Source organism: Aeromonas enterica, from assembly GCF_054052465.1.
The window spans coordinates 154,548-176,436 of the sequence record NZ_JBSTYL010000002.1; the positions used below are offsets into that span (position 1 = coordinate 154,548).

Sequence of the window (21,889 nt, forward strand, 5' to 3'; positions counted from 1 at the left end):
ATTGGATGAGTCAATCGACGCGCACGTTAGCCATTTGCACCAAGAAAAAGCGTACTCGAATCACTCCTTATCAGAAGTTAACTCTTCAAACCGTTGTTTGGCCTTTAATAGGCTCACAGGAGATAGCGCCTTTTCGATGGCTTGTTTATATGCTACTACTAACTCACGCTCATTTCCAGACGACATTTCAGCCATTGAAAAGTAAACGTAAGCTTCTGCCAAATTTACAGGACGCCCATAGCCAAATGCAAAAGCAAACGCTCTAATAAAATTAGCTTCAGGATTGTTTTTCGACTGTTTGCTAAAGCAAGCATCAACAGATTGCGCGTTGCCAACGTCTACATCTTGACATCTTAAACCAACCCACAACTCGATCCCTCTCTCTGCATCCTCGTTTTCACATAATGGCATTAAGGCTTTAATATCACCATCGGGATCTGCACCATCCAAACAACGTAACACCTTCAGTTTTCCTTCCGCGTCCTGTGAACCCTGGGCTGCAGCGAGTTTCAAATAATGTTCTGCTTTGTTTCTATCTATCTTCTGTCCTAGACGACCAAATAGATAGACATTGCCTAATGCCTCTTGAGAGTACACGTATCCTTTTTCAGCCGAACGGAGATACCACTTTAGAGCGATCCCATCGTCATGAATGGGTCCGTAATCACTCGAGTATTCGACTCCCAATACATACTGGGCATGCAGGTTACCTTGGGCAGCTGATTTTTCATACCACTTCAGCCCGACCTCACTATCACGCTCAACCTCAATAATCCCTTGAGAAGTCCCTGAATGGATTTGCCCAAGATAGAGCTGAGCATCTGCATTACCGTGTTCGGCCGCAGCAGTGATTAACGAGAGTGCTTCCGGCCCGTTGCGAGTGTCATAACGCCCATCGGCATACAACCTGCCGAGCTCAAACTGCGCGCTGGGGTCTCCCTTTTTCACTGCAGGTTCGAGTAAAGCGATAGCCTCTCGTAATAGGGCGATATCATTCTGTACTTGTCCCTTCTCAATCAGCGCCTTGGCTTTCCCCACGTTCTCATCGGCATGGCCTACACTCAGCCAGGACGCCAGAAATACACCTAAGCAAACCGCCAGCTTCTTATTCATCCCTATGCCCACACGATCAAATAAAGCCTCAATTGTGCCATACCATTGTGTCTATTAAATGATCCATCGGTCCATAAGTGACAGGTTGTGTCATCAGCATGATCATCGAAGCCAAGGCCAGGAGCCAATCGCTCCACGGTGATCTTCTCCATGGGGACCGCTATACTGTATTTATATACAGCACAATAGAGCCCTCATCATGTATGCAGTACCCGATCTCAACGCTCCGGCGTTGGAAATTCCCTTGTTCCTATCCCCTGCGGCATGCGGCTTCCCGTCCCCCGCCCAAGACTATGTCGAACAGGCTATCGATCTGAACCAGCTGTGTGTTGCCCACCCAGCAGCCACCTACTTTGTACGGGCTGCCGGGGATAGCATGGTGGATCACGGGATCCGTGACGGCGACCTGCTGGTCGTGGATCGCAGCCGCAAGGCGTTGCATGGTTGCGTTGTGGTCGCCGCTGTCGATGGCGAGTTCACGGTGAAAAAACTGCAGCTTGTGCCCACGGTAGTGCTGCTGCCGGGCAATCCGGCCTATCTGCCTATCAATTTCTGTGAGGGGCAGGAGTTGGAAATCTTCGGAGTGGTGGTATTTGTTGTACACAAGATGGCGACACCATGAACAAGAGCTGCGCCGTGGCTCTGGTCGATGTGAACAACTTCTATGCCTCCTGCGAGCGCCTGTTTCGCCCAGACCTCAAGGGGGTGCCCATTGTCGTACTCTCCAACAATGACGGCTGTGTGGTAGCCCGATCCGCTGAGGCCAAGAAGCTGGGGATCAAGATGGGTGTGCCCTACTTCCAGATCCGCCAGTTTTTCGAGGCAATGGGCGGTGTCTGGTTCTCCAGCAACTATGCGCTCTACGGTGACATGTCGCAGAGGGTGATGACGATTTTGGAGGGAATGGCGCCAGCGGTGGAGGTCTACAGCATAGACGAGGCTTTTATTGAGCTGAGCGAGAGCTGGGCTGGCGACCTGGTGGAGTATGGCCGCCAAGTTCGCGAGCGGGTGCAACAGTGGACGGGGCTTGTGGTTGGGGTCGGTATTGGCCCTACCAAGACGCTGGCCAAGCTCGCCAACTACGCCGCCAAGAAGTGGCCGGCCACTGGGGGGGTTGTCGATCTGCGTGACGAGGCGCGGCGAGCCCGGCTGATGGCCATCACCCCAGTAGATGAGATATGGGGCATCGGCCGGCGGCTGTCGGCAAAACTCAACGAGCAGGGCATCAAGACTGTTGCCGAGCTGGTTGCAGCAGATCCAAAGGCCCTTCGTCAGAGATATGGGGTTGTGGTAGAGCGAACGGTGCAGGAGTTGCGGGGGATCCCCTGCGCCGAGCTGGAGCAACTGACTCAGGCAAAGCAGCAGATCATCTGCTCACGCTCCTTTGGCGAGCGGATCACCACCATGGGGCCAATGCATCAGGCTCTGGCCGGGTACATGGAGCGGGCCGCCGATAAGCTCAGGGCGGAGGGCATGTGCTGCCGCCATGTGACCCTATTCATCCGCACCAGCCCGTTCAGTGACAAGGCGCCCTACTACGGCAACCAGATCAGCACCAAGTTGGCGGTGCCCACCAATGACACCCGGGCCCTGTTATCTCTGATAGCCCCTCTTCTCTCTCGGATCTGGGTTGAAGACCAGCGCTACCAAAAAGGCGGCGTCATGCTCGCCGACTTCACCCCAGCAGGTATCCAGCAAGGGGATCTATTCATCAACGAGCAACAGGATCCCCGCAGTGATGCTCTCATGCAGGTGATCGACAGGATTAACCAGGGGCGAATGGGGAAGGTTTACTTTGCCGCAAGAGGACGTGACAACAGGGAATGGATGATGAAACGAGAGAAGCTCAGCCCACGCTACACAACAAGCATTAGCGAGCTCCCCGTGGCAAAGGCATTGCCTTAGAAAGGCGAGCCAGCTTCGAACGCAGCACATTTAGCTTGAAAGACTCTGAACCTGGAAGCGGCTCAGGATGAATGGCTATCACCTTGATGAAAACCCGATGAGAGCTTCGCTTACCGGGCTCTCGTTTGCAGTTCCTAGTCTCGGCCACTGTCTCCACATAGCTGAGAGTACGCAGGTAGATCATCACGTCGCCGGCCACAGCGTCCGGCACCCCAAGCAGACTGGTGATTGAATGCAGATCGAAGAAATCGCCATAGAGCATCCCCCATCCGGCGACCTGTAAAGCCATTGGCCTCAGCACACTCTTCTGCATCCTCTCCCCCTTTAACTACAGACTCAATTGCTATAGACCTCCCATCCCAATCCTGCAAGTACCTGGAAGCCATAAATGAGAAAAGATCCATTTAACCCCCATATGGGACACCATAGTTGATAGAACTATCATCTACGAATATACCTTGCTGGCCCCTAAGAACACTGCAGTTCAATCACATAACGAGCACAAGGATGAACCTATGAATACCACCGTGGATAAAACCAAAAATATCGTCACCCGGAATATTTTTGTTTCGCTTTCAACCAGTGAAGGCCAGGTCAACTTCAACGAGATCTTTTCGATCACGGATCCCAACATCGCACCGCAAGCTTTTGCGATGGCCAGAGTATTCCAAGATGCTCTGGTACCAACGGCTGATGGGAAGTCACTCCGGTTTGATGTTCAAAAAGCACTCACCCTGATCAAGGCCCACCCCGAAATGGCAGTGATCAACTTCACCGACCAGACAATAGAGCAGTCCAATGCCGCGGTTACGCTCATGGTGGATAAGGTGCTGGAAATCCTGAACAAGGTACTCGGGGTGGTGCTCGGTGAAGGCCCGAAGGCAAAGCTGGTCGAGTCAGTCTCCAGCGCCTTTACCAACCTGAATGAGCAGAAAGACAGCGCTTGGATCTTCTGGGAGAAGAGCGAAGCGCACAAGACAACCTATCAGTACAACATACTGTTCGGGGTCCAGTCCAAAGAAACCGGCCTGTTCCTGTACGGGCTGCCAATGGGTATGGAGATTAACGTAGATATTGAAAAGGAACGTGTCCTCTTTATTACCCTGAAGGACAAGGAGTCCTACCGCGTCCACCTGCAATCTCTGTCTGTAATCGAGATGATAAAAGCACCAGCCAACTTGAAGCTGGCCGCCAAGGGTGGGAAAGATCCGCACCAAGAGGCACAAGAGTTCTTCACCCAGCACAAAAACAACGAGCCGGTACGTATTAAGTAAGAAGTCCATGCAGCAGGAACGCCCTTCTCAGGAGGGCGTTTTTCATTGGGTCTTTGAACAACAAATATCAGCCTATCCGCATTTCCTTCACTTGCCGGTCCATGACCCTGGCTAGGTCTGACGCCTGGTGGAGTACCTCATCAACCGTTTTCTCCACCGCCTGCCGCATCTGCACGCCGAACCGGCGCGATACCAACTCGGCATCCGGCACCACTCGCCCAGTACCGTGACACTTCGGGCATTCGTCATTGCGCCGCTGGCGCACGCCGGTACCATTGCAGTGCGGGCAGCGCCCCGACCGCAGCATATCGGCCACACAGTGAGCACGGGCAAGGCCCAGTATCCCATTCCGCTCATCCAGCAGGCGCTGGTACTCATGGTTATTGCCAGCCCGGTGCGCACGCTTGGCCTTCTCCATCACCACGGCGGCCCGGCGGCGCTCCTTGTCATAGTGCGGGTGGGACAACACCAGCCGCTCCAACTGCTCTGGCAGCGGGCGACGCAGCAGGATAGCCATAGCCATGCCACCGGCATCGCTGCTGCCCAGGGAGGTACAGAAGTGGACCAGCAGCCCCTGACTTGCTCCCTCATCACTAAGGTGATCGGCCATTAGATACTGCAGGCCAAGGGGATTATCCTTTGCTGCCATCTGCAAGGCACCAATCAGATCATCACGCCCCAGGGCGTTGAAATTGCCAGAGATAGGCTCATGGAGCGCACCTTTCGGTGAAAACAGGCGCAGGGCCATTTCGATCGCATTGGTCATGGGTTGGTCCTCTGGTCTGGGTCTTGATTGAAAGCGGCGAGCAGCCAGGCACGCAGCTTGCCGGATTTGATATGTTCGGGCGCAATCTCCAGCACGGTCCACCCCAGGAGAGCGGCCTCGTTCATTGTGGCCCGGTTCTCTACGAAACCCCTCCCCCGGGTGTGCCGGCCGCCGGAGTGGATCCCGCCGTGGATCTCGAGGGCGGAGAGGTAGATCACGCCGCCCTTCCGATGGTGTTATTGCGCAGTTCGGCCACCTCCCTGGCCACCTGTTCCAGCAATACCTCCTCACTGCCGTGCTCGGCCTGCCAGCTCTTGGGGGCGGCGTGGAAGCCAGTGGGGTAACAGGCACGGTGGTGGCGGGTGCAAAGGGGCAGCACCTGGGTGTGAGCGGCGCGCTGCGCCATCCCGACGCCAGAACGCACATGGTGAATTTCCGCAGGACTTGGCCCCAGGCCTGCATTGCGACAAGCAACACAACCCAGGGAGGCGACGTCAGAAAGATACTGCTTATCAGCCTTGGTCTTGCTCATGCCGCCCTCCCGTATGCCGCCACCCAGTCGAAGCCTCGGCGAGATTCATCCCCGAACCGCACGCCCTTCTGGGCACCGAAGGCTTGGGCCAACTCGATGAGGTCGCGCATCTCGCGCACGGTCATCCTGGAAGTGGACTTACCCAGCACCACGAAGCCGGTACCGTCGATGTTCGGTACCACATCCTGCTGGTACAGTGCCGCGCTGAGAACGTGTTTCCAGTCCTCCTTGGAGAGCTTGCGGCCGTGCCAGTTCACCTGCTCGGCGATGTCGGTGAGACACGCCCAGAGCATTGAGTTTTGGGCGAGAGAACGGGTCATCTCCTTGATTTCGATGACCAGCGGCTTGTCCTGGTCAACCGGCAGGCCAGCGACCAACTGGCAGGCACGGGACCGAATTTCAGGACTGCGGAGGAAATACTTGGGGTAGGAGTTCATGCTGCCTCATCCCCTGTCAGTTCAAGTGAAAGCTGTACTCGAACCTTGAGTTGGGTTTGTTCTAGACCCAGCGCTCGCTTCTCGATGCGTCGCTGGGCCAGGCCTTGCCCATGGAAAGTTCCGTTGGATACGGAGATTGCTTCACGCCGGGTGAAGTCATGAAGGAGCTGCAGCACTTCCTGCTTATTCTGGAGCTGCTCGAGCATCCAGTTGAAAGCCAAGATGTAGAGCTCTTTTAGCTGGGATGCTTTCTTGCCAGTGAAGCCCATCACGAGGAAGACCAGTCCATCTTTGGTGATGTTGTAATACTTCAGAGGCTTACCGTTCTGTAACTTACTGTTTTCAAAGCAGACCTCAAAATTGAGTTCTGCAAATGCCTTACTGCACTCTAGCTTTTCAATCACAGCCAGCACGTTGTCATGGCGCTTCCCAAACAACTTGGCCACTTTACGGGAAGTAGTGAACACCTCCCCTTCCTGGGCACTCACCAGTTTCTGGAACAACGCGACCTGCTCGGGACTGAACTGAAGGATAGACTTACTGTCGTGGATGCTGGCACAGCCGCGTGGGTGTGCTGCAGATAGATCTCGGGTATGTGGTTTGGTCATGGTCTGGGTCCTTTTGGTCATACACAGCCGGGTGGTCTAGGTCCGGCACTGACTATGGTACCCACTATTGATAATTTCTGTCACGTACCAGAAATCATCTGGAATCTATTGGTTCACAAAAGAGAATTAATTATTTTTTTAAAATCTGCAGGTTTTTCAGAAAAGCACGATTCGAGCGTAAACCGTGACAGAGATCAAATCTCTAATAAGCATTGTATTTAACATGGCCGAGCATGAAATGGCGGTTCATAAAATGAAACTGCAAAAATAGCTCTCTTAACAAGCATGGATGTCACTTAATGGCTGTAACACTCAACGAAAAACCAGTGCGTTTACTGATGCACGATATGATCGTTTCCATGGGTTTGAAACCCGGAGCCCCTTTCCTTCGAGAGCAAGCAATCCAATGGTTCAAAGAACACTATCCGAACGTAAAGCAAGGTACCGTAGCAGCCCATCTAATCAGGCAATCTATAAACGTCCCCACTCGTTTGCAGTACAGCCCGAGAACTGATGGTACAGACGATCTATTCTTCAAAATCGACACCTCGAATTATCGTCTGTACGAACCTGGCAGAGACCCAACGCCAATCACCGTTCTCACCCCGGTTGTCGATGAATCCCCAGTGGACACCCCGCTCGAGGGCTCCAGCGAGTTTGCCTACGAACATGACCTGAGGGACTACTTAGCCAAGAATCTGCACATCATTGAACCCTCACTAAAGCTCTATATGGATGAAGGGATCACCGGCGTAGAGTTCCCTGTAGGCGGCCGCTTCATCGACCTGCTTGCTGTGGATAGTGCTGGCAACTATGTGGTTATCGAGCTCAAGGTATCGAAGGGCTATGACCGTGTTGTTGGCCAGCTATTGAGATACGTCAGCTGGATTAAGAAGAACCATGCTGAGCCGGGGCAGACAGTGCGTGGGATAATCATTGCCAAGCAGATCAGTGAAGACCTCAAGCTTGCCTGTTCAGAGGTCCCCTCTGTATCACTCTATGAGTACGCGTTGTCAGTTGCCGTTACGAAGGTATCGTAATCGTACCAAGAGTTTCAGAGCAGCACCCTCGTGCGAGCTTTACACTTCATACCCTGAGTGGGTACTTGTCTCCCACTCACTCTCCCCCTGCAGCCCCCCCACAAAATCTGTGATCCCCTCCTGATATAGAACACATTCGACTCCACTAATAGTTTCATAAGAGATAACGTCATTAACAAAGACACATGCATTCGTGATCGGAGCCGGCCATGCAGTATGCAAAATGCACTCTTGATAATAGAAATTGGGAAGCAACTGCATTTGAGCAGCTGCCTGGCGGGGAATTAGAGACAAAGAGAACCAGTCTCGTCTGTACAGAATGTGGTGAGTTTGCCTGGTACAGGAAGAGAAGTATCCATGGCCATCCCCCGCATTTCTGTGCTCATCATGCCGAAGGGTGTGACCTGAAAGTCGAATATGTCTCATCGACAGAGAATAGGGATGATGCAACCGAGACCGCAGATGATGTCGAAAACAATGACACCATCGTCGTAAGGTTGGACAAGGAGAAGGGCGGTGCAATTGACGTTGTACAGACCCAGAATCCCCCCATCCCAGGTCAAGGAGAAGGTGGTCGCAGATTTGTCATCGATAGCCACACCAGGATTTCATCTCAGCAATTTACGCTTCGCCGGATCCTACATCGACTGGTTAAGAGCGAAGCATTCAGACAATCTACGAGCCGCATCATCTTCTACAGAACCAATGATGAAGTGATGCTTGATGGCCAGGTGAAGGACATTGTCGTTAGCTTTGCAGACATCACAAAAGACAAACACCATGAGCAGATAAATTTCTACTGGGGACCGATAGTCTCTGTCAATAAAACTAAAAAGGATGGAAAGATTTGGCTTAACTCCAGCACTAGCTATAACTCTGCAAGCGTTGCAATATTTGAAGATATTGCAGATGACTTCATGCAGTTTTTCGAGGTAGAGGAGCTGGATGAATTGCTTGGTGCTTATGTGCTGGTTGCTGGTCGATGTATATACAGCAATGGTGGGGAAGGAAAACCTGTCATCTGGTGCGGTACCAAGAACTACATCTTTGTGAAGAAATATAAAGATCCATACGTCGAAGACATTTGTTAAAGCAGACGCCGGTACTGCGCCGGCGTTACCTCCCTACCCTACTCCCGACCTCGCCACTCGCTGACCATCTCGGCTGTTATCTCGTCCTTGTAGCAGATCGGCGCATAACCACCGGCCCGGTTCCACGCACTGCGCTTGCCACAGCGACTGCCGTTACTGGCATGGTTGTAGGGGCATGGGCAGTTGCCTGGGTAGCTATCGATAGACTCCTGGATGATCTGCTGCTTCACCTGTTCGTCGGCGATAGCCGACTTGGCGACCTCATCCTTGGCACTGACCGAGAAACAGACACTCAGCAGTGCCAGCAACATCAAACGCTTCAAATTGCTCTCCAATCGGTTCTCTTTCGGGTACCTTCGCTTGTATCACCCTTCATATCGGCAGAAAACCAATCATTGATTAGATACTGATCTACCTCAAAATTGTGTTCAATATCACGCACTTCAATGACAAATTACTCAACTTTATAAGTGCCAATTGGTATGCTCCTCAACCGGTTCCTATGTCTCACGCAGGGCCTAGCGATGGCGACGCTCTCAACCGCCAGATCACCGGTTAAAAGCAGCAATCTGGGGGCTGTAACCTAGGGGCGGTAGCCAAAACAAACACCAACCAGATACTCATATAAATCCACAAATGCAACTTATGTCCATAAATAATCAAATGACATTTACCCCCCCCCCAACACAAAACAGTTATTTTTCTTTCATAAAAATTGATGCAAACTATTTGCATTATTAAAAGATAAATATTTTAATTAATTACAGAGGGCAATATGTATCAAGGATTTGACCTAAAAATAGATGATATATCATTTTTTGATAGTGATGAGGAATATACAAAAACGTTAGATGAAAACAAAGAAAATATAAAGCTTGTTGTTGATGAGATTTTAATGAGCAGTGACGTTATTGATGCCGAAAAAATAATAAGTCAATGGTTTCCAAAAGATCATTACCATGTTTTTATCTCTCACTCTCACAAAGATGAATACATCGCCAAAGCCTTAGCAAATTGGCTATATGAAAATTTCAAATTGAAATCATTTTTAGATTCACACATTTGGGGATATGCGAATGATTTGCTATATGATTTAAATGACTTGTATGCAAGAAAAAATGATACCACTTTCGAATATACACCAGCAATTTATAATGCATCAAATGTGCATCTAATGCTCTCAACAGCACTCAGTGAAGTAATTGACAGTACAGAGTGCTTGTTTTTTATAAACACAGAAAACACAATTCGAAACATCAATCTAAATAATGGGCGATATGAACCACGAACAGACTCAGCTTGGATAATGCATGAATTGAAATCCTCTTCAATCATAAGAAAAAAGCAAAGCGAGCATAGATCAGCAAAACTAATGGAGTCAAAATCAGCAGGACTAGAGAGCATTCATAAATCTGTAGGCTATTCTTACAGCATATCAACTAATCATCTCGTTAAAATATCACAAGAAAAGCTTTCACAATGGGCAGAAATCTGCGTGTCATATAAAGAAATAGAAAGAGGACTCCTACAAAATAGAAACTTTTATAGTGAATATGATGCTTTAGATAAATTATATTTATGCGCATATGACCTATCACCATGTGAAGAATCAGACTTCAGCACTAACTTATTTAATTAAGGGATTAACGTGGACTCAAAATTCAAACACTTAGATTATGTTCAGTCAGTAATTACAAGAATGAACTCTAATTCATTTATGATTAAAGGTTGGGCGATAACACTGCTTACTGCATTTTTAGCCTTGGTTGCTGGAAGCGGAAAGACACAGCTTATGCCAATAACATACGCGGTCATTCTATTGTTTTGGCTTCTCGATGGGTTCTATATATCTCAAGAAAGAAAATTTCGTAAACTCTATGGTTCAGTAATAAAAACTGAAAATGATAAAATTGATTTTTCCATGGACACATCAAAGTTCAAAAAATGGAGTAATTCATGGTTAGCAGGGGTTTTATCTAAAACACTAATTATTTTTTATGGAATGGCCATAATTCTAACTTTCATCACTAAAAAATATATTTAAACTGGAGCTTTACGATGGGAAAGAAGATTTTTGTATCCTATAAATATGCAGATAAAAAAGTTGAATCACTGTCAAATAATACCTTTTACGAAACAACAGTTAGAGATTATGTTGACAAGCTACAAGAGGAACTAGCTGATGACGACCACATAAATAAAGGGGAGGCAGATGGTGAGAGTATGGAGTCTTTTAAAGACTCCACAATCGAGTCAAAACTGAGGGATAAAATTTATGACAGCAGCATAACCATTTGTCTTATATCAAAAGGAATGAAGGATCCTTTTTTGCCTGAAAAAGATCAATGGATTCCATGGGAAATATCATATTCATTAAGGGAGCAAAGGAGAAATAACAGAACTAGTCTAACTAACGCAGTTATTGCGGTTGTGTTACCAGATCAATATGGCAGCTACAACTATTTTATTGATGATGATAGTTGTCCTTACTGTAAATGTCGGACACTGAAAACTAGCTTTTTATTTAGCATACTAAAAGAAAACATGTTTAACATCATAAAGCCTAATTATAGCTCTTGCGAACATCATGATTCTGGCGGCAAAGTTTATCTAGGCCATTCATCATACATCTCATCTGTGAAATGGATTGATTTTATAAATAATATTAATCACTACTTAGATGTCGCAGTTGAGATAAACAAAAACATAAGTAACTATAATATCTGCAAAACAGTTTAATCATTTTGTGCATTAACAAAAAACCAACACCCTCATTCGTTAAACATATACAAAGCCCTGGAATAGATGTGACCGAATGTAAATATTTATATATACATTTGCCAAATTCTAAAAGCATCCGATGCTATTCGTCAAAAGACATCACAGTATGTATCTAGGAAAAAATGACGTGTTGTACTGTCAATGACTTTCAGTTTTTTGATAACTCTCACCAGATGCGAGAAGAATAAACTGAGACACATAAAACAACATTGGTGAGCCTTTAAACATTAATCCAACCCCGCTTAGGTGAAATATTATAAACCATAATCGCTATAGTTTTTTCATCACTAAATAATCAAAACAATAAATACGGCCTATGTTATAACATAGGCCTTTTCAGATGGAACTTTATCATGTTATACAACATTTTCATCATTGGGAAACACACAGCAGCTCAAGTCAAGTGGCTGATTGAATCAATATCTAAACTGTCTGCGCCTTGTGGATTATCATTGAAAAAAGACATTTCAATACATATATCTGTCGCCCCAATAGATATTTCAACACACACACTTATACCTGCAGTTATTTTCTACTTTTGTGATAATGAATCAAGCATCGACCTTAAGTGGTTAATTGGAAAACAAAAACCAATAATACCAATTTTATCAAATGCAGATTTCAATTTTGAGAATTTACCCTCTGATTTAAAACATTTGAATTGCATGTATTTTACCAAACAATCTGTACCATTGGTTGTTTCTGCTGGTTTTGAATGTCTCGGTCTATTACCAAAACAAAGAAGAATATTCCTAAGCTATAGAAGGATTGAGTCAAAAGCAATTGCACATCAATTGTTTGAAGCATTATCAGCCCGCCAATATTCTGTTTTTTTAGATACACATATAATTCGTCCATCTGAAGAGTTCCAAACAGTATTGTGGCACAACATGTCCGACTCTGATGTAATGATTATGCTAGATACTGAAACATATCTCAGTAGTAGATGGACTGCGGCTGAGTTTGGCAGAGCGCAGGCTACTGGAATTGCAATTTTAAGAGTAGGGTGGCCAATGGTTAAGCGATCACTTCAATTGTCATTATCAGATAATATTCAACTGAGTGTTAATAATTTTTTGCCTTTTGGCAAGCTAAAAGCTTATTTTATCAAAAGAATATGTGATAAAGTTGAGGAGACGAGGAGTAAATCTATCTCTTATAGAGCATTTGTTATGAAAAACAAAGCTCATGAATTATTATCAAACATAGGTGCCAACGTGTACGCAACTGGGCCAAAATTCATTACTCACGCAACACTTAGTAATAATGTACAAGTTGCAATCCAGCCCCATATAGGCATCCCTACATCACGAACGCTATATGATATGCCAAGCAATAAAAAGCATAAGAATATCGTTTTATATGATGAAATTGGTATTCATCCTGATTGGCAGAAACACATTGAATGGTTGGACAAAAACATTTTCAACGGTTACTATCTTCCACTAAACAACTGTACAGAAAGATTAAGTCACCTTACAAGGGAGAAAAATGAATGAAATCAATATTTCTTTCAGCAAGCATTCCCGTTGCTGGTGAGGGGCGAGGTGACTTTTATAAGTCTGCAGACATTTACTTAATCAAACAAGCTGTCAGAGAATTTCTAATCGTGTGTTTAGGAAGAAGACACATTGTATGGGGGGGGCATCCTGCAATCACCCCCATTTTTTGGGCCGTTTGCCAAGACCTCGGCGTTAACTATTCCCATGCTGTAACCTTATACCAAAGTAAATTTTTTGAGGAAGTATTTCCAGAGGAAAACCGGCATTTCTCAAACGTTGTCTTCACCGATATAGTAAATGGCGATAGACAGGACAGTCTCTCTCTTATGAGGCATGAGATGTTATCGAGAGAGGATTTATACGCTGCTGTATTTATTGGTGGCATGCAAGGAATAAATGATGAATACTCTCTATTTAGATATTATCATCCTAGAGCGACTATATTGCCTATTGCCACACCGGGAGGTGCAGCAAAAAATTTGGCAATCGAGATGAATGTCGGCAATGACATCCTTAATGAATTCAACTATTTTAGATTATATCACTCGAAATTGAATGTAGACGTAAATGAAAAAAGAATTCCAGGCACAAAGTAAAGCTAAGCCATAAGCATACAGCTTTCTACAGTAAGTTCTAATCTTACTATCCTATTAGTAATTTCTTTACACACATTCCTATTCCACCTGCGTTCATCTTATTACGGTACGTTGTTTACATCAATATCTCATGTTATTCATTCCGTCCCATCTTCAGGGAATAGATTTCAATCTTTTCCAACTCAGCCAGGTGATGCCGCCTGGCTACTTCTTCTGGCTCAACCGCACCAGCATCACCACCAGACCAAGGTAAGGAAAAAAACCTAACCTTCATTCACCTCTCAACACATTCACTGACGCACCTCTATACCGCTCGACCTCCTCCACCACTTGCTCAGGCGTCATGTCGATAACCAACCAATGCCCTGCCCTGCGCAGGCAATCCGTGTACCCCAACGCCGAAAGCTCATCAGCCACCTCCAGCTGTATCCTCTCCCCACACCAGCCCCGAACGGCAGGATATACCGCTACCCTGCAGAATTTCGCAGCCTTGACCTCGGCGATCACGTCTTGGTTGAACATCCCTGAATCCCCCCTGTGATGGTGTAACCACGCTCTCTACGGTCGGTGAGAATCCGCTCCATCTCAAGCTTCACAGCATCGCTAGTAACCTTGCCGTCACGCTGCTGTACGGCAAACACGCCCCCATCGACACCGGGCTGCCAGCCACGGACGGGGCGAACAGCTAAATTACGATGCTGTTTAATCTTCCATCCCTAAACCCAGTCTTCGTACCGCAGCCCTGCCACCCTGGAGAACTCACGAGTATTGTTGGTGACCAGCACACAATCTGCAGTCAACGCATGGGCGGCAATGGCCGCGTCGTTATCGCCTATCGGTGTCCCGGCAGCCGCAAGTTGCTGGCGGATTTTGATTGTCATATCCACCGTCGCAGCGTCCCAGGGCAAAATGCCATCCAGGCGGCGAACAAACGCATCGATGGCAGGCCCCAGATTCGGGGAGGCCTTCTTGCCTATCTGGCCGTATCGCATTTCGGCATAGGTGATGGCTGAGATCACAATCCGATTGTTCTGAGCCACTTCTGCAGCCAATCGCTCCAGCACAGACAGCGGCATTTCACGCATGATGAAGGAGCAGATGCAGGTATCGAGCATAAACGTCTTCACAGGGTGAACCGCCCTTCATCACTGATCACATCTGGGCGCTCTTGCAAGAAGTCGGCATCCGCTTTCTGGCACTCGGCCAGGGACAACCAATCTGGACGTACTGGGCGAAGCGTGATGGTATCGCCATTCTTGATGATCTCAAGGTCGTTGACCCCTTGGAACTCCATGTCTTTCGGCAATCTGACCGCTTGGTTTTTACCATTTTTAAAAATCGCAACAGTGCGCATACCCCCTCCTACATATGTTCGACATATGCTAATAGAACATAGGCAAAGCATATGCCCACATTGATGCAATTTCAATCATCCCATCCCCCCTTACGTGGCTTGCTGTTGGCCTTTTCCAGCTCCGCCAGGTGATGCCGCCTGGCCACCTCCTCCGGCGCGATATCAGAGATAACGCCTTCGGTAAACTGGCAATAGGCCACCCCTGTTCTCCCATTGCGATTCAACCGCACCAGCAACTCTATCAGCCCTCGATATGGCGAGTTGTCGTGATACACCTCGTCACGGTATACCCCAATCCACACATCGCAGTCCTGCTCGATCTGTCCCGTGTCACGGCTGTCGCTGGGTTGCGGTCGCTTGTCGGCTCGCTGCTCCAGTCCACGGTTAAGTTGGCTCAGCAAGATCACCGGGCAATGCATCTCCTTGGCCAGCTCCTTGAGCCCTTTGGTGATGGCGCCATAGGCAAGATCGTTACGCTCCGCCTTCTCGGCCTTCATCAAAGTCAGGTAGTCCACCGCAATCATCCCCAGTGGCCCTAACAGCCGGCGTAAGCGACGGCATTCACGCACGACCTGGTGCAAGCTCATGCCAGGCAAATCCGCGATATGGAGCTGTGAATGGCCCAGTTCAGCCGCAACCGCATAGGCTTTGTCCATCAGGGTCTGGTCCGTGGCTTCGCCAAGGTGCCGGCGGCTTACCCCACACGCCTGTGCCAGCATCACCTCGAACAGCTCGGTGCGGCTCATCTCCAGGCTAAACCCCACCACCGGTAATCGCTTCACCAACGCGGTATGGCAGCACAGCTTGGCCATGAAGTTCGATTTTCCCATCTTGGGACGTCCCCCCACGCACACCAGCGCCGTCCTGCTGATGCCTCCTGGGTAGAGCACCGCGTCCAGCGAGGGGATCCCCGTCATGTAGCCACTCATCGCGCCAGGCAAATGGGCGATGCGCCGTTCCATCTCGTCGCACCACTCCTGCACGATGTCGCTGGCGGGCACGGCCAACCCACTCACGCCCCCTGCCCGCTTGTTGTCGATCTCCCCAAGCAATGCGCCCATCTTGGCAAAGCGCTCATCGGTGGTATCAAACCCGGGGGCCAACATCGCCTCGATGCAGTCGTGCAGTTTCGCCAGCGCAAAACGCCGCTCGGCAGCATGTCGCACAATCGTCCCGTAGATCGCCACATTGGCCATGCTCGGCGTGTTCTTGGCGACCTCCACCAGGTAGGCCAAGCCGCCAGCCTCATCGAGTTGGCCGTTCTCCGCCAGACGATGCTCAACGGTCATCAGGTCGATCGGCTGCCTGGCCGCCGCCAGCTCGGCTATCGCACCAAAGATCACCTGATGCGGCCGGCCGTAAAAATCACAGCTCTGCAAACCAAGATCATGGTAGGTGTCACAACCCAGGATCAACGCGCCCAAGACACTCTGCTCGGCATCGAAGCTGTGCGGTGGAACCATGCTCAGGGCCTGGCTAGTCATTGAACCGCCCTTCCCTCACGCCCAGATAGCAGCGCTCGGTCACCAGGAAATCGAGGTTCTTGGGCTTCCAGGTCTGGCCATTGCTACGCTCCCGGCTCTCACACATCCAGCGGCAGTTTGCCGCGATGAACGCCAGGTACTTGCGCCAACGCTCTTCGGTGAAGCCGAACTTGTGCCAGAACGTTCGGATCTTGGCTTTGCGGCTGTCAGTCAGCTCACGAATACCAGGCATCTCTGGTAGCAGTTCGTGATATGCCTCCACGATGGTCTGGTAGGGGGTATGTTTGACCTGAGTTTTATCGGTGCCGGCGCAGGGGGGCTCAGCGCAAGCTGATGCCCCCTCAGTCATTGTCTTTACTGTCTTTGGTATAATGTCTTTTGTGTGTCCTGGTTTCTCTGACACCGCTGTCATGGTTTCTCTGACACTTTTTGTCATGGTTTCTCGGACACTGTCCGACTTTCTATGACACTCTGAAATGTCCCATTCACTCAGGTTCTTATTCGGGCCTATACGTCCCCCTTCCCGTATCAAAACCTTCATCCGGATCAGCGTATTTTTGGCAAAGCTGACGGCCTGTCTGGACAACCCTGTACGCTCAGCGATTTGGTTATCGGCAATGCGATCGACCTTCTTGTTGAACCCGTAAGTGCAACGGGTCACGGCATGTACCACCTTCTGCTCGTTCTTGTTGAGATCAGCCAAAATGATCGCGTCATAGAGTTCATTGGCTATCCGGACGTAACCATCGTTAAGGTCTGCCACACGCACCTCCCGAGGCTGCGCCTTGGAGCGAACATCAGGGAATTGAAGTAATGCTGCCATCTCACACCTCCAGCTCATCGGCTAACCGGCGTACCGCCAATTCGTATTCGTGTTGAGTAAGGCCCTGGCACTGCAACTCGCGTTTCCTGAGTTCATAGCGTTCCCATGTGGCCGGGGATGAAGAATGACCCATTAGCCACCTTCGCTTGCAGTCCTCACAGACAGGGTATGCCAGGGCTTGACAGCAGGAACACGCGCACAACCTGCCGCCACAATGTTGGCAATGGTTGAGAAATGGCGGCATGGGGGGCTCCCCAGGAGCTTGAGCTGGATTGGTCATTGTTGGGTCCTGTGGTGTTCTGCCCGGTGGTTAGGCGGGCTGGTTGTAGTTATGCGCTAGGTTGGGCCTCAGCACGTTCGGCTGCGCTGGCCTGCAGCTCGCGAGCCAGTCGCAAAGCTTGCCGATCGGTGCCAGCAGCATGGGTAGTCGAAATCAGCGGCTCGTCCAGGGCCAGGGCCAGCTCATGCATGACAGCCTTCAAGACGATGTTGTCCCGATCGCTGACATGTTGTGACGCTGGGCGCGGCGGCCTGAGTTGCATAGTCATGGGGTTACCTCTTGAGAACGAAATCGATGAGCTTTTGCAGAGGGCGCTTGGGGCGCTCTACTTCGTAGGTTTCCTCATCAAGGTGGGTGAAGGTGAGCAGTCCACGCTCAGGTAAACCGGAGCCCTCCAGGATCTCCTCCACAGTGACCAGGGGGTAGCCCTGCTCGATGAGACTTCGATTGGCCCGCTTGACGGCTCTCGTCAGGATCTGGGGTTCATGCTGTGATATCGCCTTGAGCAGAATGAGCAGAGAAGAGCGGGCAAATGCGGTTTCAGTCATGCCGAATTCAGCCCCGACTTCTCGCCACATACAGCGCTGAGCCAGGTTTCCACGTACTCGCAGTGGAGATATTGAATCCATTTTTTCGTGATCAGACAGAGCTGGTCGTCCCATTTGTTGGTCCTCTAGTGGTTTGACTCAGGCCGGTGGTCAGGCGGCCTGTTGGGCGGAATGGTCTTGGTCCTCCTTGTTCAGGGGGTAATCCTCGAGGCCCAGACGCAGCTCACCGTTGCTAGCGATGACAAAGCTGACTGCATGCTGGGCCGGGATCACATCGCCCCACTTCACGGCGAGACTGCGGGAGATGCCGATGGCTTTCATAGCGCGGGCCATGTTGCCGAAATACTCAATGACTTCACGTTTCTTCATTGGTCGGGTCCTGTTGTGGTAAATACATGCAGATAATGTCCTTCACAGAGAACGATGTCAATCACCGCCGTCCCCCCAAGAGATCGACTATGGAATTACAATCTAGTCTCTAAAGAGAACGAGAGGTTATTGATGAAAACATTTGGGCAACGCCTTGAAGAAAAGCTGCAAGAGATGGGCATCAGCATGTCTGAGCTTGCACGACGCACGGGCTTATCCAAGAGCGTGATCAGTAACACCATCAATAACCCGAACCGAGAAATGCGAGTTTCATCTCTGATCTCAATCGCTAAGGTGTTGAAGGTTGACCCTATTTGGCTTTACTCGGGCCGTAGTAGTGGTGACCTGCTAAACGATATCCAGTTCAACTCAGACAAAGTCCCTGTCTGGACTCTCTCTGATGTGGAAAACTTGGCCACCGATATGATGCCTAACATGGATAGTGGTAGGTACGTTGTGGCTGAGAACCAAAGCCACAGTATCGCTATAGAATCCAGCAACGATCATCTTTCGAAGTCTGGAATTGTTGCCGGGGACATTTGCATCATTAACTTGGCTGAACGCACTCCAGAAGATGGTGCAGTCATGCTGATCCAGCTGGCAAAGAGTGGCCAGGTTCGATTGCTGAGAGCTATGGCGGGTATTGACGGTTGGGTATACGGGGTTGATGACCCAAGGCTTGGGACAGTCACATCGAGTGAGGCGACTGTACTAGGCAAACTTTCCGAACTAAGACGTAGCGAAATCAAGTAACTAAGACTTAGCCTTCTCAAGACAGATCACAAACCCGCTTCGGCGGGTTTTTTTGTTGTTCATAAAAACAACGTTTATTTTAGAGATCGATATTGACCATTCGTTCTCTTGGGGTTACATTTTACATATCGTCCCCTCTAGAGAACGACCCAGGCAAACACGAAGCCCGTTTGAACCAGACCAGAGGACCAACCATGAAAGTGAATGACTCTGTGCAGTACACCAACCCTCGGACCCGCGTCACTGTGCCGGCCGTGATCATCGACATCATCGACCTCGGCAAACGCCGCGGTGGCGGCCTGTTCTACACCGTCAAGACCGAGGCCGGTAAGGAGCACCGTGCCCGTGCTGGCAGCCTGCAAGCAGCAGCATAAGAGCTCAACCGGTTGAAACGAATTATGACCACCAGCAGCAGGACCCGCCCCTCACCAGGGAAAAGTAGAAGGCGCCTGACCAGCGCGTAAGAACGACAAAGCCCGCACAAGGCGGGCTTCGAAGGACCAGGGTACCACCCCTAGTCATATTGCCAGGGGACCAACCCCAGCAACAGGACCCAACCACGCCAAAGCGGGCTGGTGTTAACGAGGACCAACCCGTCAACAGGAGCAAATGTACCATGACCAAGCACATTTTTTCCAGAGCCGCGCACCGCGCCGACCAGATGATTGCGACCCTCGCTGACCACTTAAGTGGCAACAGGGCTCGTCGGGCCGCGCTTCATCGCCGCGTCAGCGCCATTGCTGACGATATTCGCCGCCAGAAGCTGGCAGAAAAGCGAGTCATAGCCAACCAGCACCTTGGCCGTATTCCACAAGGCCACCGCCTGATGCTGAACCTGACAGCACAGAACCACCGCAACGCCGTCTGACCCGGACCTGGCGCTTCCCTGATAGCGCCGTAGCCAAAGTCCATTTCAACAAGTGCCACAAGTGTGCTTTGGCATCTTGCAACCTGAATTCAGTGTTGCACCGCTCTTTAACAACCTGGATTGGGATACCTCGAACGAAATCCACTTTCCCGGTGGATCTGCCCTGACCTGTAGAATCAGAAATTGGGCGGCTGGATGAGGTGATGTGCGCCTGTATAAGGCGGCACATCCAAGCGTCACGTGTGGCGCTTGGATGTGCTATTAAATAACAATCGACTCAGCGACGACTTGAATACCTTTAAAGTTCAAGTAGTCCTGGACATAGCCTATCCATTTTTTGCGCAAGTTCCAAACATGTGAGGGGCGTGTCTTTCTTACTGAAAAACTCATTATAAAAGCTATCAACAGTTCCCAACACTGGGTCTAAATATACAGTCTTAGAAAGGTCAAATGTTAACGCCGTTATATTTCGATGATTTTGAAACAAGCATAATTCAAATAGCTTATCGCTCATTTTGTTGAAACTTTCTCTTTTTATTTCATCTGGTTGATTACGGACAGGGCAATACCGCCCCTCAATTGACTGTATAAATAATTTATTATTTTTTGCTATACCATTGATATCAAAGGCTTTACTTGAACCGACTATGTCAATGCTTGAAATGATTAAGACAACCATGCCAAGTATAGATGCACTTTCACCAAAGTAATCCCAACCACTGTACAACACAAGAAACAGCATAACAGCGGTTATCAATGTAACTACAGATGACAATACGCTCCCGTTAATAAGTTGATATAAACTAAATCCAAAAAAAACAGTAATAATTGCGGCTTTTATCTTTTCCAACTCGACACTCCCAAAAGAAGAATTATCCACACTATAAACATCATTAAGCTATAAAAACCACCCGTAATATTTCCAAAAAACAACAGTTTGTAAAAATAACCATCCCAATATATCCAATTTTCGTGTTAACCACAGGACCTGACCATGAGCAAACACACCGAACAAAGCAACCTGACCATCCCCACTCTCAATGACGCTTGCCGGCAACGACTTCGCAAGTTGCGTGAGAGCATGGGTCTGAGCCGCCCCAAGTTCGCCGACCTGCTGGGCATTCCTGCCACCACGCTCAAGAACTACGAGCTGAACTACCGGGAGATTGGCGGAGGCACCCTGCTGTTGATCGCACAGCACCCCGAGCTCTCAACCCACTTCATCTGGCTGGCCACCGGCCAGGGGAATGAGTCCATTAAGTTGGAGGCGTCGCAATGAAGGTGCTTGGCCTGAGTAACCCTCGCAGTGTCGAGAACATCGCGGTCCAGCGCAGAGTGGTGTCCATCCACATGCAGAACGATGTAATTGGCGATTGCCGATTCGTTCCCGAAGTTGCACAGGCTCTTCGCGAAATTGCACAAGCTCTGGACGATGGCCTCATTGGTAACGAAGCCGCGGACTTTCTAAAGAGCTCCGGAGGAACGGAAATCTCCATGCATGGCTACTGCCTCTTTCTCGGCTCTCTCTCAAACACGAGTTCATGTTTTAGAGCATCAAATGAAACAGATAGAAAGTGATCGTCTGGGATTGTTTTAATCCACTCCTGAATCGTAAGGCGCCGATGGCCTCCCCCCTTCTCTAACTCTGACTTTGCTGAGTTTGAAACTTCATATTCACCACAGTTTGAGCAGGTAAAGAACGTCCTGTTGCTGTGATCAGTTGCTACCGCCAGAGCATCATTTCCACAGAGACAACACGGCATAG

At 49.3% G+C, this 21,889-nt stretch carries 31 protein-coding genes; 15 read left to right on the forward strand and 16 right to left on the reverse strand.

Going from position 1 to position 21,889, the window contains the following annotated elements; all coding sequences use genetic code 11:
• Positions 1-60 precede the first annotated feature (60 nt).
• Entirely contained in the window at positions 61-1,113 is a 1,053-nt protein-coding gene (locus ACW5XD_RS02915) for a tetratricopeptide repeat protein (RefSeq protein WP_456493549.1), read from the reverse strand.
• Positions 1,114-1,312: 199 nt separating this feature from the next.
• On the opposite strand from ACW5XD_RS02915, the gene umuD reads away from it, so the two are divergent.
• Together umuD and umuC are read left to right on the forward strand one after the other, a co-directional pair.
• Complete coding sequence (gene umuD / locus ACW5XD_RS02920; RefSeq protein ID WP_456493550.1) at positions 1,313-1,735, forward strand: translesion error-prone DNA polymerase V autoproteolytic subunit; 423 nt, start codon at positions 1,313-1,315, stop codon at positions 1,733-1,735.
• Positions 1,732-3,018 (forward strand): translesion error-prone DNA polymerase V subunit UmuC, encoded by a 1,287-nt coding sequence (gene umuC / locus ACW5XD_RS02925; protein ID WP_456493551.1) that lies wholly within the window; start codon positions 1,732-1,734, stop codon positions 3,016-3,018. The genes umuD and umuC overlap by 4 nt, the downstream gene beginning before the upstream one ends.
• On the opposite strand, the gene ACW5XD_RS02930 is transcribed toward umuC, so the two are convergent.
• Positions 2,984-3,331, reverse strand: a complete 348-nt coding sequence (locus tag ACW5XD_RS02930) for a hypothetical protein (RefSeq protein WP_456493552.1) — start codon at positions 3,329-3,331, stop codon at positions 2,984-2,986. The genes umuC and ACW5XD_RS02930 overlap by 35 nt on opposite strands.
• A gap of 202 nt (positions 3,332-3,533) precedes the next feature.
• Here ACW5XD_RS02930 and ACW5XD_RS02935 point away from each other — a divergent pair, with 202 nt between their 5' ends.
• Positions 3,534-4,292 carry a cytolytic delta-endotoxin (insecticidal protein) gene (locus ACW5XD_RS02935; protein ID WP_456493553.1) on the forward strand — a complete coding sequence of 253 codons (759 nt, stop codon included), beginning with the start codon at positions 3,534-3,536 and terminating at the stop codon, positions 4,290-4,292.
• A 67-nt stretch (positions 4,293-4,359) separates the two neighbouring features.
• Here ACW5XD_RS02935 and ACW5XD_RS02940 read toward each other — a convergent pair whose 3' ends face one another.
• The 4 genes from ACW5XD_RS02940 to ACW5XD_RS02955 form a co-directional block, all read right to left on the reverse strand.
• Positions 4,360-5,058 carry a TIGR02642 family protein gene (locus ACW5XD_RS02940; RefSeq protein ID WP_456493554.1) on the reverse strand — a complete coding sequence of 233 codons (699 nt, stop codon included), beginning with the start codon at positions 5,056-5,058 and terminating at the stop codon, positions 4,360-4,362.
• A 214-nt stretch (positions 5,059-5,272) separates the two neighbouring features.
• The gene (locus ACW5XD_RS02945; protein WP_456493555.1) at positions 5,273-5,590 is read right to left on the reverse strand and encodes a Ref family recombination enhancement nuclease; all 318 of its coding nucleotides are present in this window, start codon (positions 5,588-5,590) and stop codon (positions 5,273-5,275) included.
• Positions 5,587-6,027: a recombination protein NinB gene (locus ACW5XD_RS02950; protein ID WP_456493556.1), complete on the reverse strand. Its 441-nt coding sequence runs from the start codon at positions 6,025-6,027 to the stop codon at positions 5,587-5,589. The genes ACW5XD_RS02945 and ACW5XD_RS02950 overlap by 4 nt, the downstream gene beginning before the upstream one ends.
• Positions 6,024-6,635: a Rha family transcriptional regulator gene (locus tag ACW5XD_RS02955; protein ID WP_456493557.1), complete on the reverse strand. Its 612-nt coding sequence runs from the start codon at positions 6,633-6,635 to the stop codon at positions 6,024-6,026. The genes ACW5XD_RS02950 and ACW5XD_RS02955 overlap by 4 nt, the downstream gene beginning before the upstream one ends.
• Positions 6,636-6,934: 299 nt before the next feature.
• On the opposite strand from ACW5XD_RS02955, the gene ACW5XD_RS02960 reads away from it, so the two are divergent.
• Both ACW5XD_RS02960 and ACW5XD_RS02965 read left to right on the forward strand, forming a co-directional pair.
• Positions 6,935-7,675, forward strand: coding sequence for an endonuclease NucS domain-containing protein (locus tag ACW5XD_RS02960; RefSeq protein ID WP_456493558.1), 741 nt, complete (start codon positions 6,935-6,937; stop codon positions 7,673-7,675).
• 209 nt (positions 7,676-7,884) lie between these two features.
• A complete protein-coding gene (locus ACW5XD_RS02965) occupies positions 7,885-8,766 on the forward strand; it encodes a hypothetical protein (RefSeq protein ID WP_456493559.1) in 882 nt (293 codons plus the stop codon).
• A 38-nt stretch (positions 8,767-8,804) separates the two neighbouring features.
• On the opposite strand, the gene ACW5XD_RS02970 is transcribed toward ACW5XD_RS02965, so the two are convergent.
• On the reverse strand, positions 8,805-9,089 hold the full coding sequence (locus tag ACW5XD_RS02970; RefSeq protein WP_456493560.1) for a hypothetical protein: 285 nt from the start codon (positions 9,087-9,089) through the stop codon (positions 8,805-8,807).
• A 452-nt stretch (positions 9,090-9,541) separates the two neighbouring features.
• Between ACW5XD_RS02970 and ACW5XD_RS02975 the strand changes: the two genes are divergently transcribed.
• From ACW5XD_RS02975 to ACW5XD_RS02995, 5 genes are all read left to right on the forward strand, one after another.
• On the forward strand, positions 9,542-10,405 hold the full coding sequence (locus ACW5XD_RS02975; protein ID WP_456493561.1) for a hypothetical protein: 864 nt from the start codon (positions 9,542-9,544) through the stop codon (positions 10,403-10,405).
• 9 nt (positions 10,406-10,414) lie between these two features.
• Positions 10,415-10,810: a hypothetical protein gene (locus ACW5XD_RS02980; RefSeq protein WP_456493562.1), complete on the forward strand. Its 396-nt coding sequence runs from the start codon at positions 10,415-10,417 to the stop codon at positions 10,808-10,810.
• Positions 10,811-10,824: 14 nt separating this feature from the next.
• A complete protein-coding gene (locus ACW5XD_RS02985) occupies positions 10,825-11,505 on the forward strand; it encodes a TIR domain-containing protein (protein WP_456493563.1) in 681 nt (226 codons plus the stop codon).
• A 395-nt stretch (positions 11,506-11,900) separates the two neighbouring features.
• Positions 11,901-13,046 carry a toll/interleukin-1 receptor domain-containing protein gene (locus tag ACW5XD_RS02990; protein WP_456493564.1) on the forward strand — a complete coding sequence of 382 codons (1,146 nt, stop codon included), beginning with the start codon at positions 11,901-11,903 and terminating at the stop codon, positions 13,044-13,046.
• A complete protein-coding gene (locus ACW5XD_RS02995) occupies positions 13,043-13,645 on the forward strand; it encodes an SLOG domain-containing protein (RefSeq protein WP_456493565.1) in 603 nt (200 codons plus the stop codon). The genes ACW5XD_RS02990 and ACW5XD_RS02995 overlap by 4 nt, the downstream gene beginning before the upstream one ends.
• 270 nt (positions 13,646-13,915) lie before the next feature.
• On the opposite strand, the gene ACW5XD_RS03000 is transcribed toward ACW5XD_RS02995, so the two are convergent.
• The 8 genes from ACW5XD_RS03000 to ACW5XD_RS03035 form a co-directional block, all read right to left on the reverse strand.
• On the reverse strand, positions 13,916-14,167 hold the full coding sequence (locus ACW5XD_RS03000) for a hypothetical protein (RefSeq protein ID WP_456493566.1): 252 nt from the start codon (positions 14,165-14,167) through the stop codon (positions 13,916-13,918).
• A 194-nt stretch (positions 14,168-14,361) separates the two neighbouring features.
• Positions 14,362-14,772, reverse strand: a complete 411-nt coding sequence (locus ACW5XD_RS03005) for a type II toxin-antitoxin system VapC family toxin (RefSeq protein WP_456493567.1) — start codon at positions 14,770-14,772, stop codon at positions 14,362-14,364.
• A complete protein-coding gene (gene vapB, locus ACW5XD_RS03010; RefSeq protein ID WP_456493568.1) occupies positions 14,769-14,999 on the reverse strand; it encodes a type II toxin-antitoxin system VapB family antitoxin in 231 nt (76 codons plus the stop codon). Before vapB ends, ACW5XD_RS03005 begins: the two co-directional genes overlap by 4 nt.
• Positions 15,000-15,070: 71 nt before the next feature.
• A complete protein-coding gene (locus tag ACW5XD_RS03015) occupies positions 15,071-16,483 on the reverse strand; it encodes a replicative DNA helicase (RefSeq protein WP_456493569.1) in 1,413 nt (470 codons plus the stop codon).
• Positions 16,476-17,306, reverse strand: a complete 831-nt coding sequence (locus tag ACW5XD_RS03020) for a replication protein (protein WP_456493570.1) — start codon at positions 17,304-17,306, stop codon at positions 16,476-16,478. Before ACW5XD_RS03020 ends, ACW5XD_RS03015 begins: the two co-directional genes overlap by 8 nt.
• A 329-nt stretch (positions 17,307-17,635) precedes the next feature.
• On the reverse strand, positions 17,636-17,854 hold the full coding sequence (locus ACW5XD_RS03025; RefSeq protein ID WP_456493571.1) for a hypothetical protein: 219 nt from the start codon (positions 17,852-17,854) through the stop codon (positions 17,636-17,638).
• A gap of 4 nt (positions 17,855-17,858) precedes the next feature.
• Positions 17,859-18,134 carry a hypothetical protein gene (locus ACW5XD_RS03030; RefSeq protein WP_456493572.1) on the reverse strand — a complete coding sequence of 92 codons (276 nt, stop codon included), beginning with the start codon at positions 18,132-18,134 and terminating at the stop codon, positions 17,859-17,861.
• Positions 18,135-18,284: 150 nt separating this feature from the next.
• Entirely contained in the window at positions 18,285-18,503 is a 219-nt protein-coding gene (locus tag ACW5XD_RS03035) for a Cro/CI family transcriptional regulator (protein ID WP_456493573.1), read from the reverse strand.
• 132 nt (positions 18,504-18,635) lie between these two features.
• Between ACW5XD_RS03035 and ACW5XD_RS03040 the strand changes: the two genes are divergently transcribed.
• From ACW5XD_RS03040 to ACW5XD_RS03050, 3 genes are all read left to right on the forward strand, one after another.
• The gene (locus ACW5XD_RS03040; RefSeq protein ID WP_456493574.1) at positions 18,636-19,256 is read left to right on the forward strand and encodes a helix-turn-helix domain-containing protein; all 621 of its coding nucleotides are present in this window, start codon (positions 18,636-18,638) and stop codon (positions 19,254-19,256) included.
• Positions 19,257-19,450: 194 nt separating this feature from the next.
• Positions 19,451-19,630, forward strand: coding sequence for a hypothetical protein (locus tag ACW5XD_RS03045; protein ID WP_456493575.1), 180 nt, complete (start codon positions 19,451-19,453; stop codon positions 19,628-19,630).
• A 242-nt stretch (positions 19,631-19,872) separates the two neighbouring features.
• Entirely contained in the window at positions 19,873-20,124 is a 252-nt protein-coding gene (locus tag ACW5XD_RS03050) for a hypothetical protein (RefSeq protein ID WP_456493576.1), read from the forward strand.
• 298 nt (positions 20,125-20,422) lie between these two features.
• On the opposite strand, the gene ACW5XD_RS03055 is transcribed toward ACW5XD_RS03050, so the two are convergent.
• Complete coding sequence (locus tag ACW5XD_RS03055; RefSeq protein ID WP_456493577.1) at positions 20,423-20,974, reverse strand: hypothetical protein; 552 nt, start codon at positions 20,972-20,974, stop codon at positions 20,423-20,425.
• A gap of 144 nt (positions 20,975-21,118) precedes the next feature.
• Here ACW5XD_RS03055 and ACW5XD_RS03060 point away from each other — a divergent pair, with 144 nt between their 5' ends.
• Complete coding sequence (locus tag ACW5XD_RS03060) at positions 21,119-21,403, forward strand: helix-turn-helix domain-containing protein (protein WP_456493578.1); 285 nt, start codon at positions 21,119-21,121, stop codon at positions 21,401-21,403.
• A complete protein-coding gene (locus ACW5XD_RS03065; protein WP_456493579.1) occupies positions 21,400-21,702 on the forward strand; it encodes a hypothetical protein in 303 nt (100 codons plus the stop codon). The genes ACW5XD_RS03060 and ACW5XD_RS03065 overlap by 4 nt, the downstream gene beginning before the upstream one ends.
• Positions 21,703-21,889: the final 187 nt, after the last annotated feature.

Bases quoted from the DNA above. Each gene is read 5' to 3' on its own strand.
- ACW5XD_RS02915 (WP_456493549.1), bottom strand. From the start codon at position 1,113: ATGAATAAGAAGCTGGCGGTTTGCTTAGGTGTATTTCTGGCGTCCTGG.
- umuD (WP_456493550.1), top strand. From the start codon at position 1,313: ATGTATGCAGTACCCGATCTCAACGCTCCGGCGTTGGAAATTCCCTTG.
- umuC (WP_456493551.1), top strand. From the start codon at position 1,732: ATGAACAAGAGCTGCGCCGTGGCTCTGGTCGATGTGAACAACTTCTAT.
- ACW5XD_RS02930 (WP_456493552.1), bottom strand. From the start codon at position 3,331: ATGCAGAAGAGTGTGCTGAGGCCAATGGCTTTACAGGTCGCCGGATGG.
- ACW5XD_RS02935 (WP_456493553.1), top strand. From the start codon at position 3,534: ATGAATACCACCGTGGATAAAACCAAAAATATCGTCACCCGGAATATT.
- ACW5XD_RS02940 (WP_456493554.1), bottom strand. From the start codon at position 5,058: ATGACCAATGCGATCGAAATGGCCCTGCGCCTGTTTTCACCGAAAGGT.
- ACW5XD_RS02945 (WP_456493555.1), bottom strand. From the start codon at position 5,590: ATGAGCAAGACCAAGGCTGATAAGCAGTATCTTTCTGACGTCGCCTCC.
- ACW5XD_RS02950 (WP_456493556.1), bottom strand. From the start codon at position 6,027: ATGAACTCCTACCCCAAGTATTTCCTCCGCAGTCCTGAAATTCGGTCC.
- ACW5XD_RS02955 (WP_456493557.1), bottom strand. From the start codon at position 6,635: ATGACCAAACCACATACCCGAGATCTATCTGCAGCACACCCACGCGGC.
- ACW5XD_RS02960 (WP_456493558.1), top strand. From the start codon at position 6,935: ATGGCTGTAACACTCAACGAAAAACCAGTGCGTTTACTGATGCACGAT.
- ACW5XD_RS02965 (WP_456493559.1), top strand. From the start codon at position 7,885: ATGCAGTATGCAAAATGCACTCTTGATAATAGAAATTGGGAAGCAACT.
- ACW5XD_RS02975 (WP_456493561.1), top strand. From the start codon at position 9,542: ATGTATCAAGGATTTGACCTAAAAATAGATGATATATCATTTTTTGAT.
- ACW5XD_RS02985 (WP_456493563.1), top strand. From the start codon at position 10,825: ATGGGAAAGAAGATTTTTGTATCCTATAAATATGCAGATAAAAAAGTT.
- ACW5XD_RS02990 (WP_456493564.1), top strand. From the start codon at position 11,901: ATGTTATACAACATTTTCATCATTGGGAAACACACAGCAGCTCAAGTC.
- ACW5XD_RS02995 (WP_456493565.1), top strand. From the start codon at position 13,043: ATGAAATCAATATTTCTTTCAGCAAGCATTCCCGTTGCTGGTGAGGGG.
- ACW5XD_RS03000 (WP_456493566.1), bottom strand. From the start codon at position 14,167: ATGTTCAACCAAGACGTGATCGCCGAGGTCAAGGCTGCGAAATTCTGC.
- vapB (WP_456493568.1), bottom strand. From the start codon at position 14,999: ATGCGCACTGTTGCGATTTTTAAAAATGGTAAAAACCAAGCGGTCAGA.
- ACW5XD_RS03015 (WP_456493569.1), bottom strand. From the start codon at position 16,483: ATGACTAGCCAGGCCCTGAGCATGGTTCCACCGCACAGCTTCGATGCC.
- ACW5XD_RS03020 (WP_456493570.1), bottom strand. From the start codon at position 17,306: ATGGCAGCATTACTTCAATTCCCTGATGTTCGCTCCAAGGCGCAGCCT.
- ACW5XD_RS03025 (WP_456493571.1), bottom strand. From the start codon at position 17,854: ATGACTATGCAACTCAGGCCGCCGCGCCCAGCGTCACAACATGTCAGC.
- ACW5XD_RS03030 (WP_456493572.1), bottom strand. From the start codon at position 18,134: ATGACTGAAACCGCATTTGCCCGCTCTTCTCTGCTCATTCTGCTCAAG.
- ACW5XD_RS03035 (WP_456493573.1), bottom strand. From the start codon at position 18,503: ATGAAGAAACGTGAAGTCATTGAGTATTTCGGCAACATGGCCCGCGCT.
- ACW5XD_RS03040 (WP_456493574.1), top strand. From the start codon at position 18,636: ATGAAAACATTTGGGCAACGCCTTGAAGAAAAGCTGCAAGAGATGGGC.
- ACW5XD_RS03045 (WP_456493575.1), top strand. From the start codon at position 19,451: ATGAAAGTGAATGACTCTGTGCAGTACACCAACCCTCGGACCCGCGTC.
- ACW5XD_RS03050 (WP_456493576.1), top strand. From the start codon at position 19,873: ATGACCAAGCACATTTTTTCCAGAGCCGCGCACCGCGCCGACCAGATG.
- ACW5XD_RS03060 (WP_456493578.1), top strand. From the start codon at position 21,119: ATGAGCAAACACACCGAACAAAGCAACCTGACCATCCCCACTCTCAAT.
- ACW5XD_RS03065 (WP_456493579.1), top strand. From the start codon at position 21,400: ATGAAGGTGCTTGGCCTGAGTAACCCTCGCAGTGTCGAGAACATCGCG.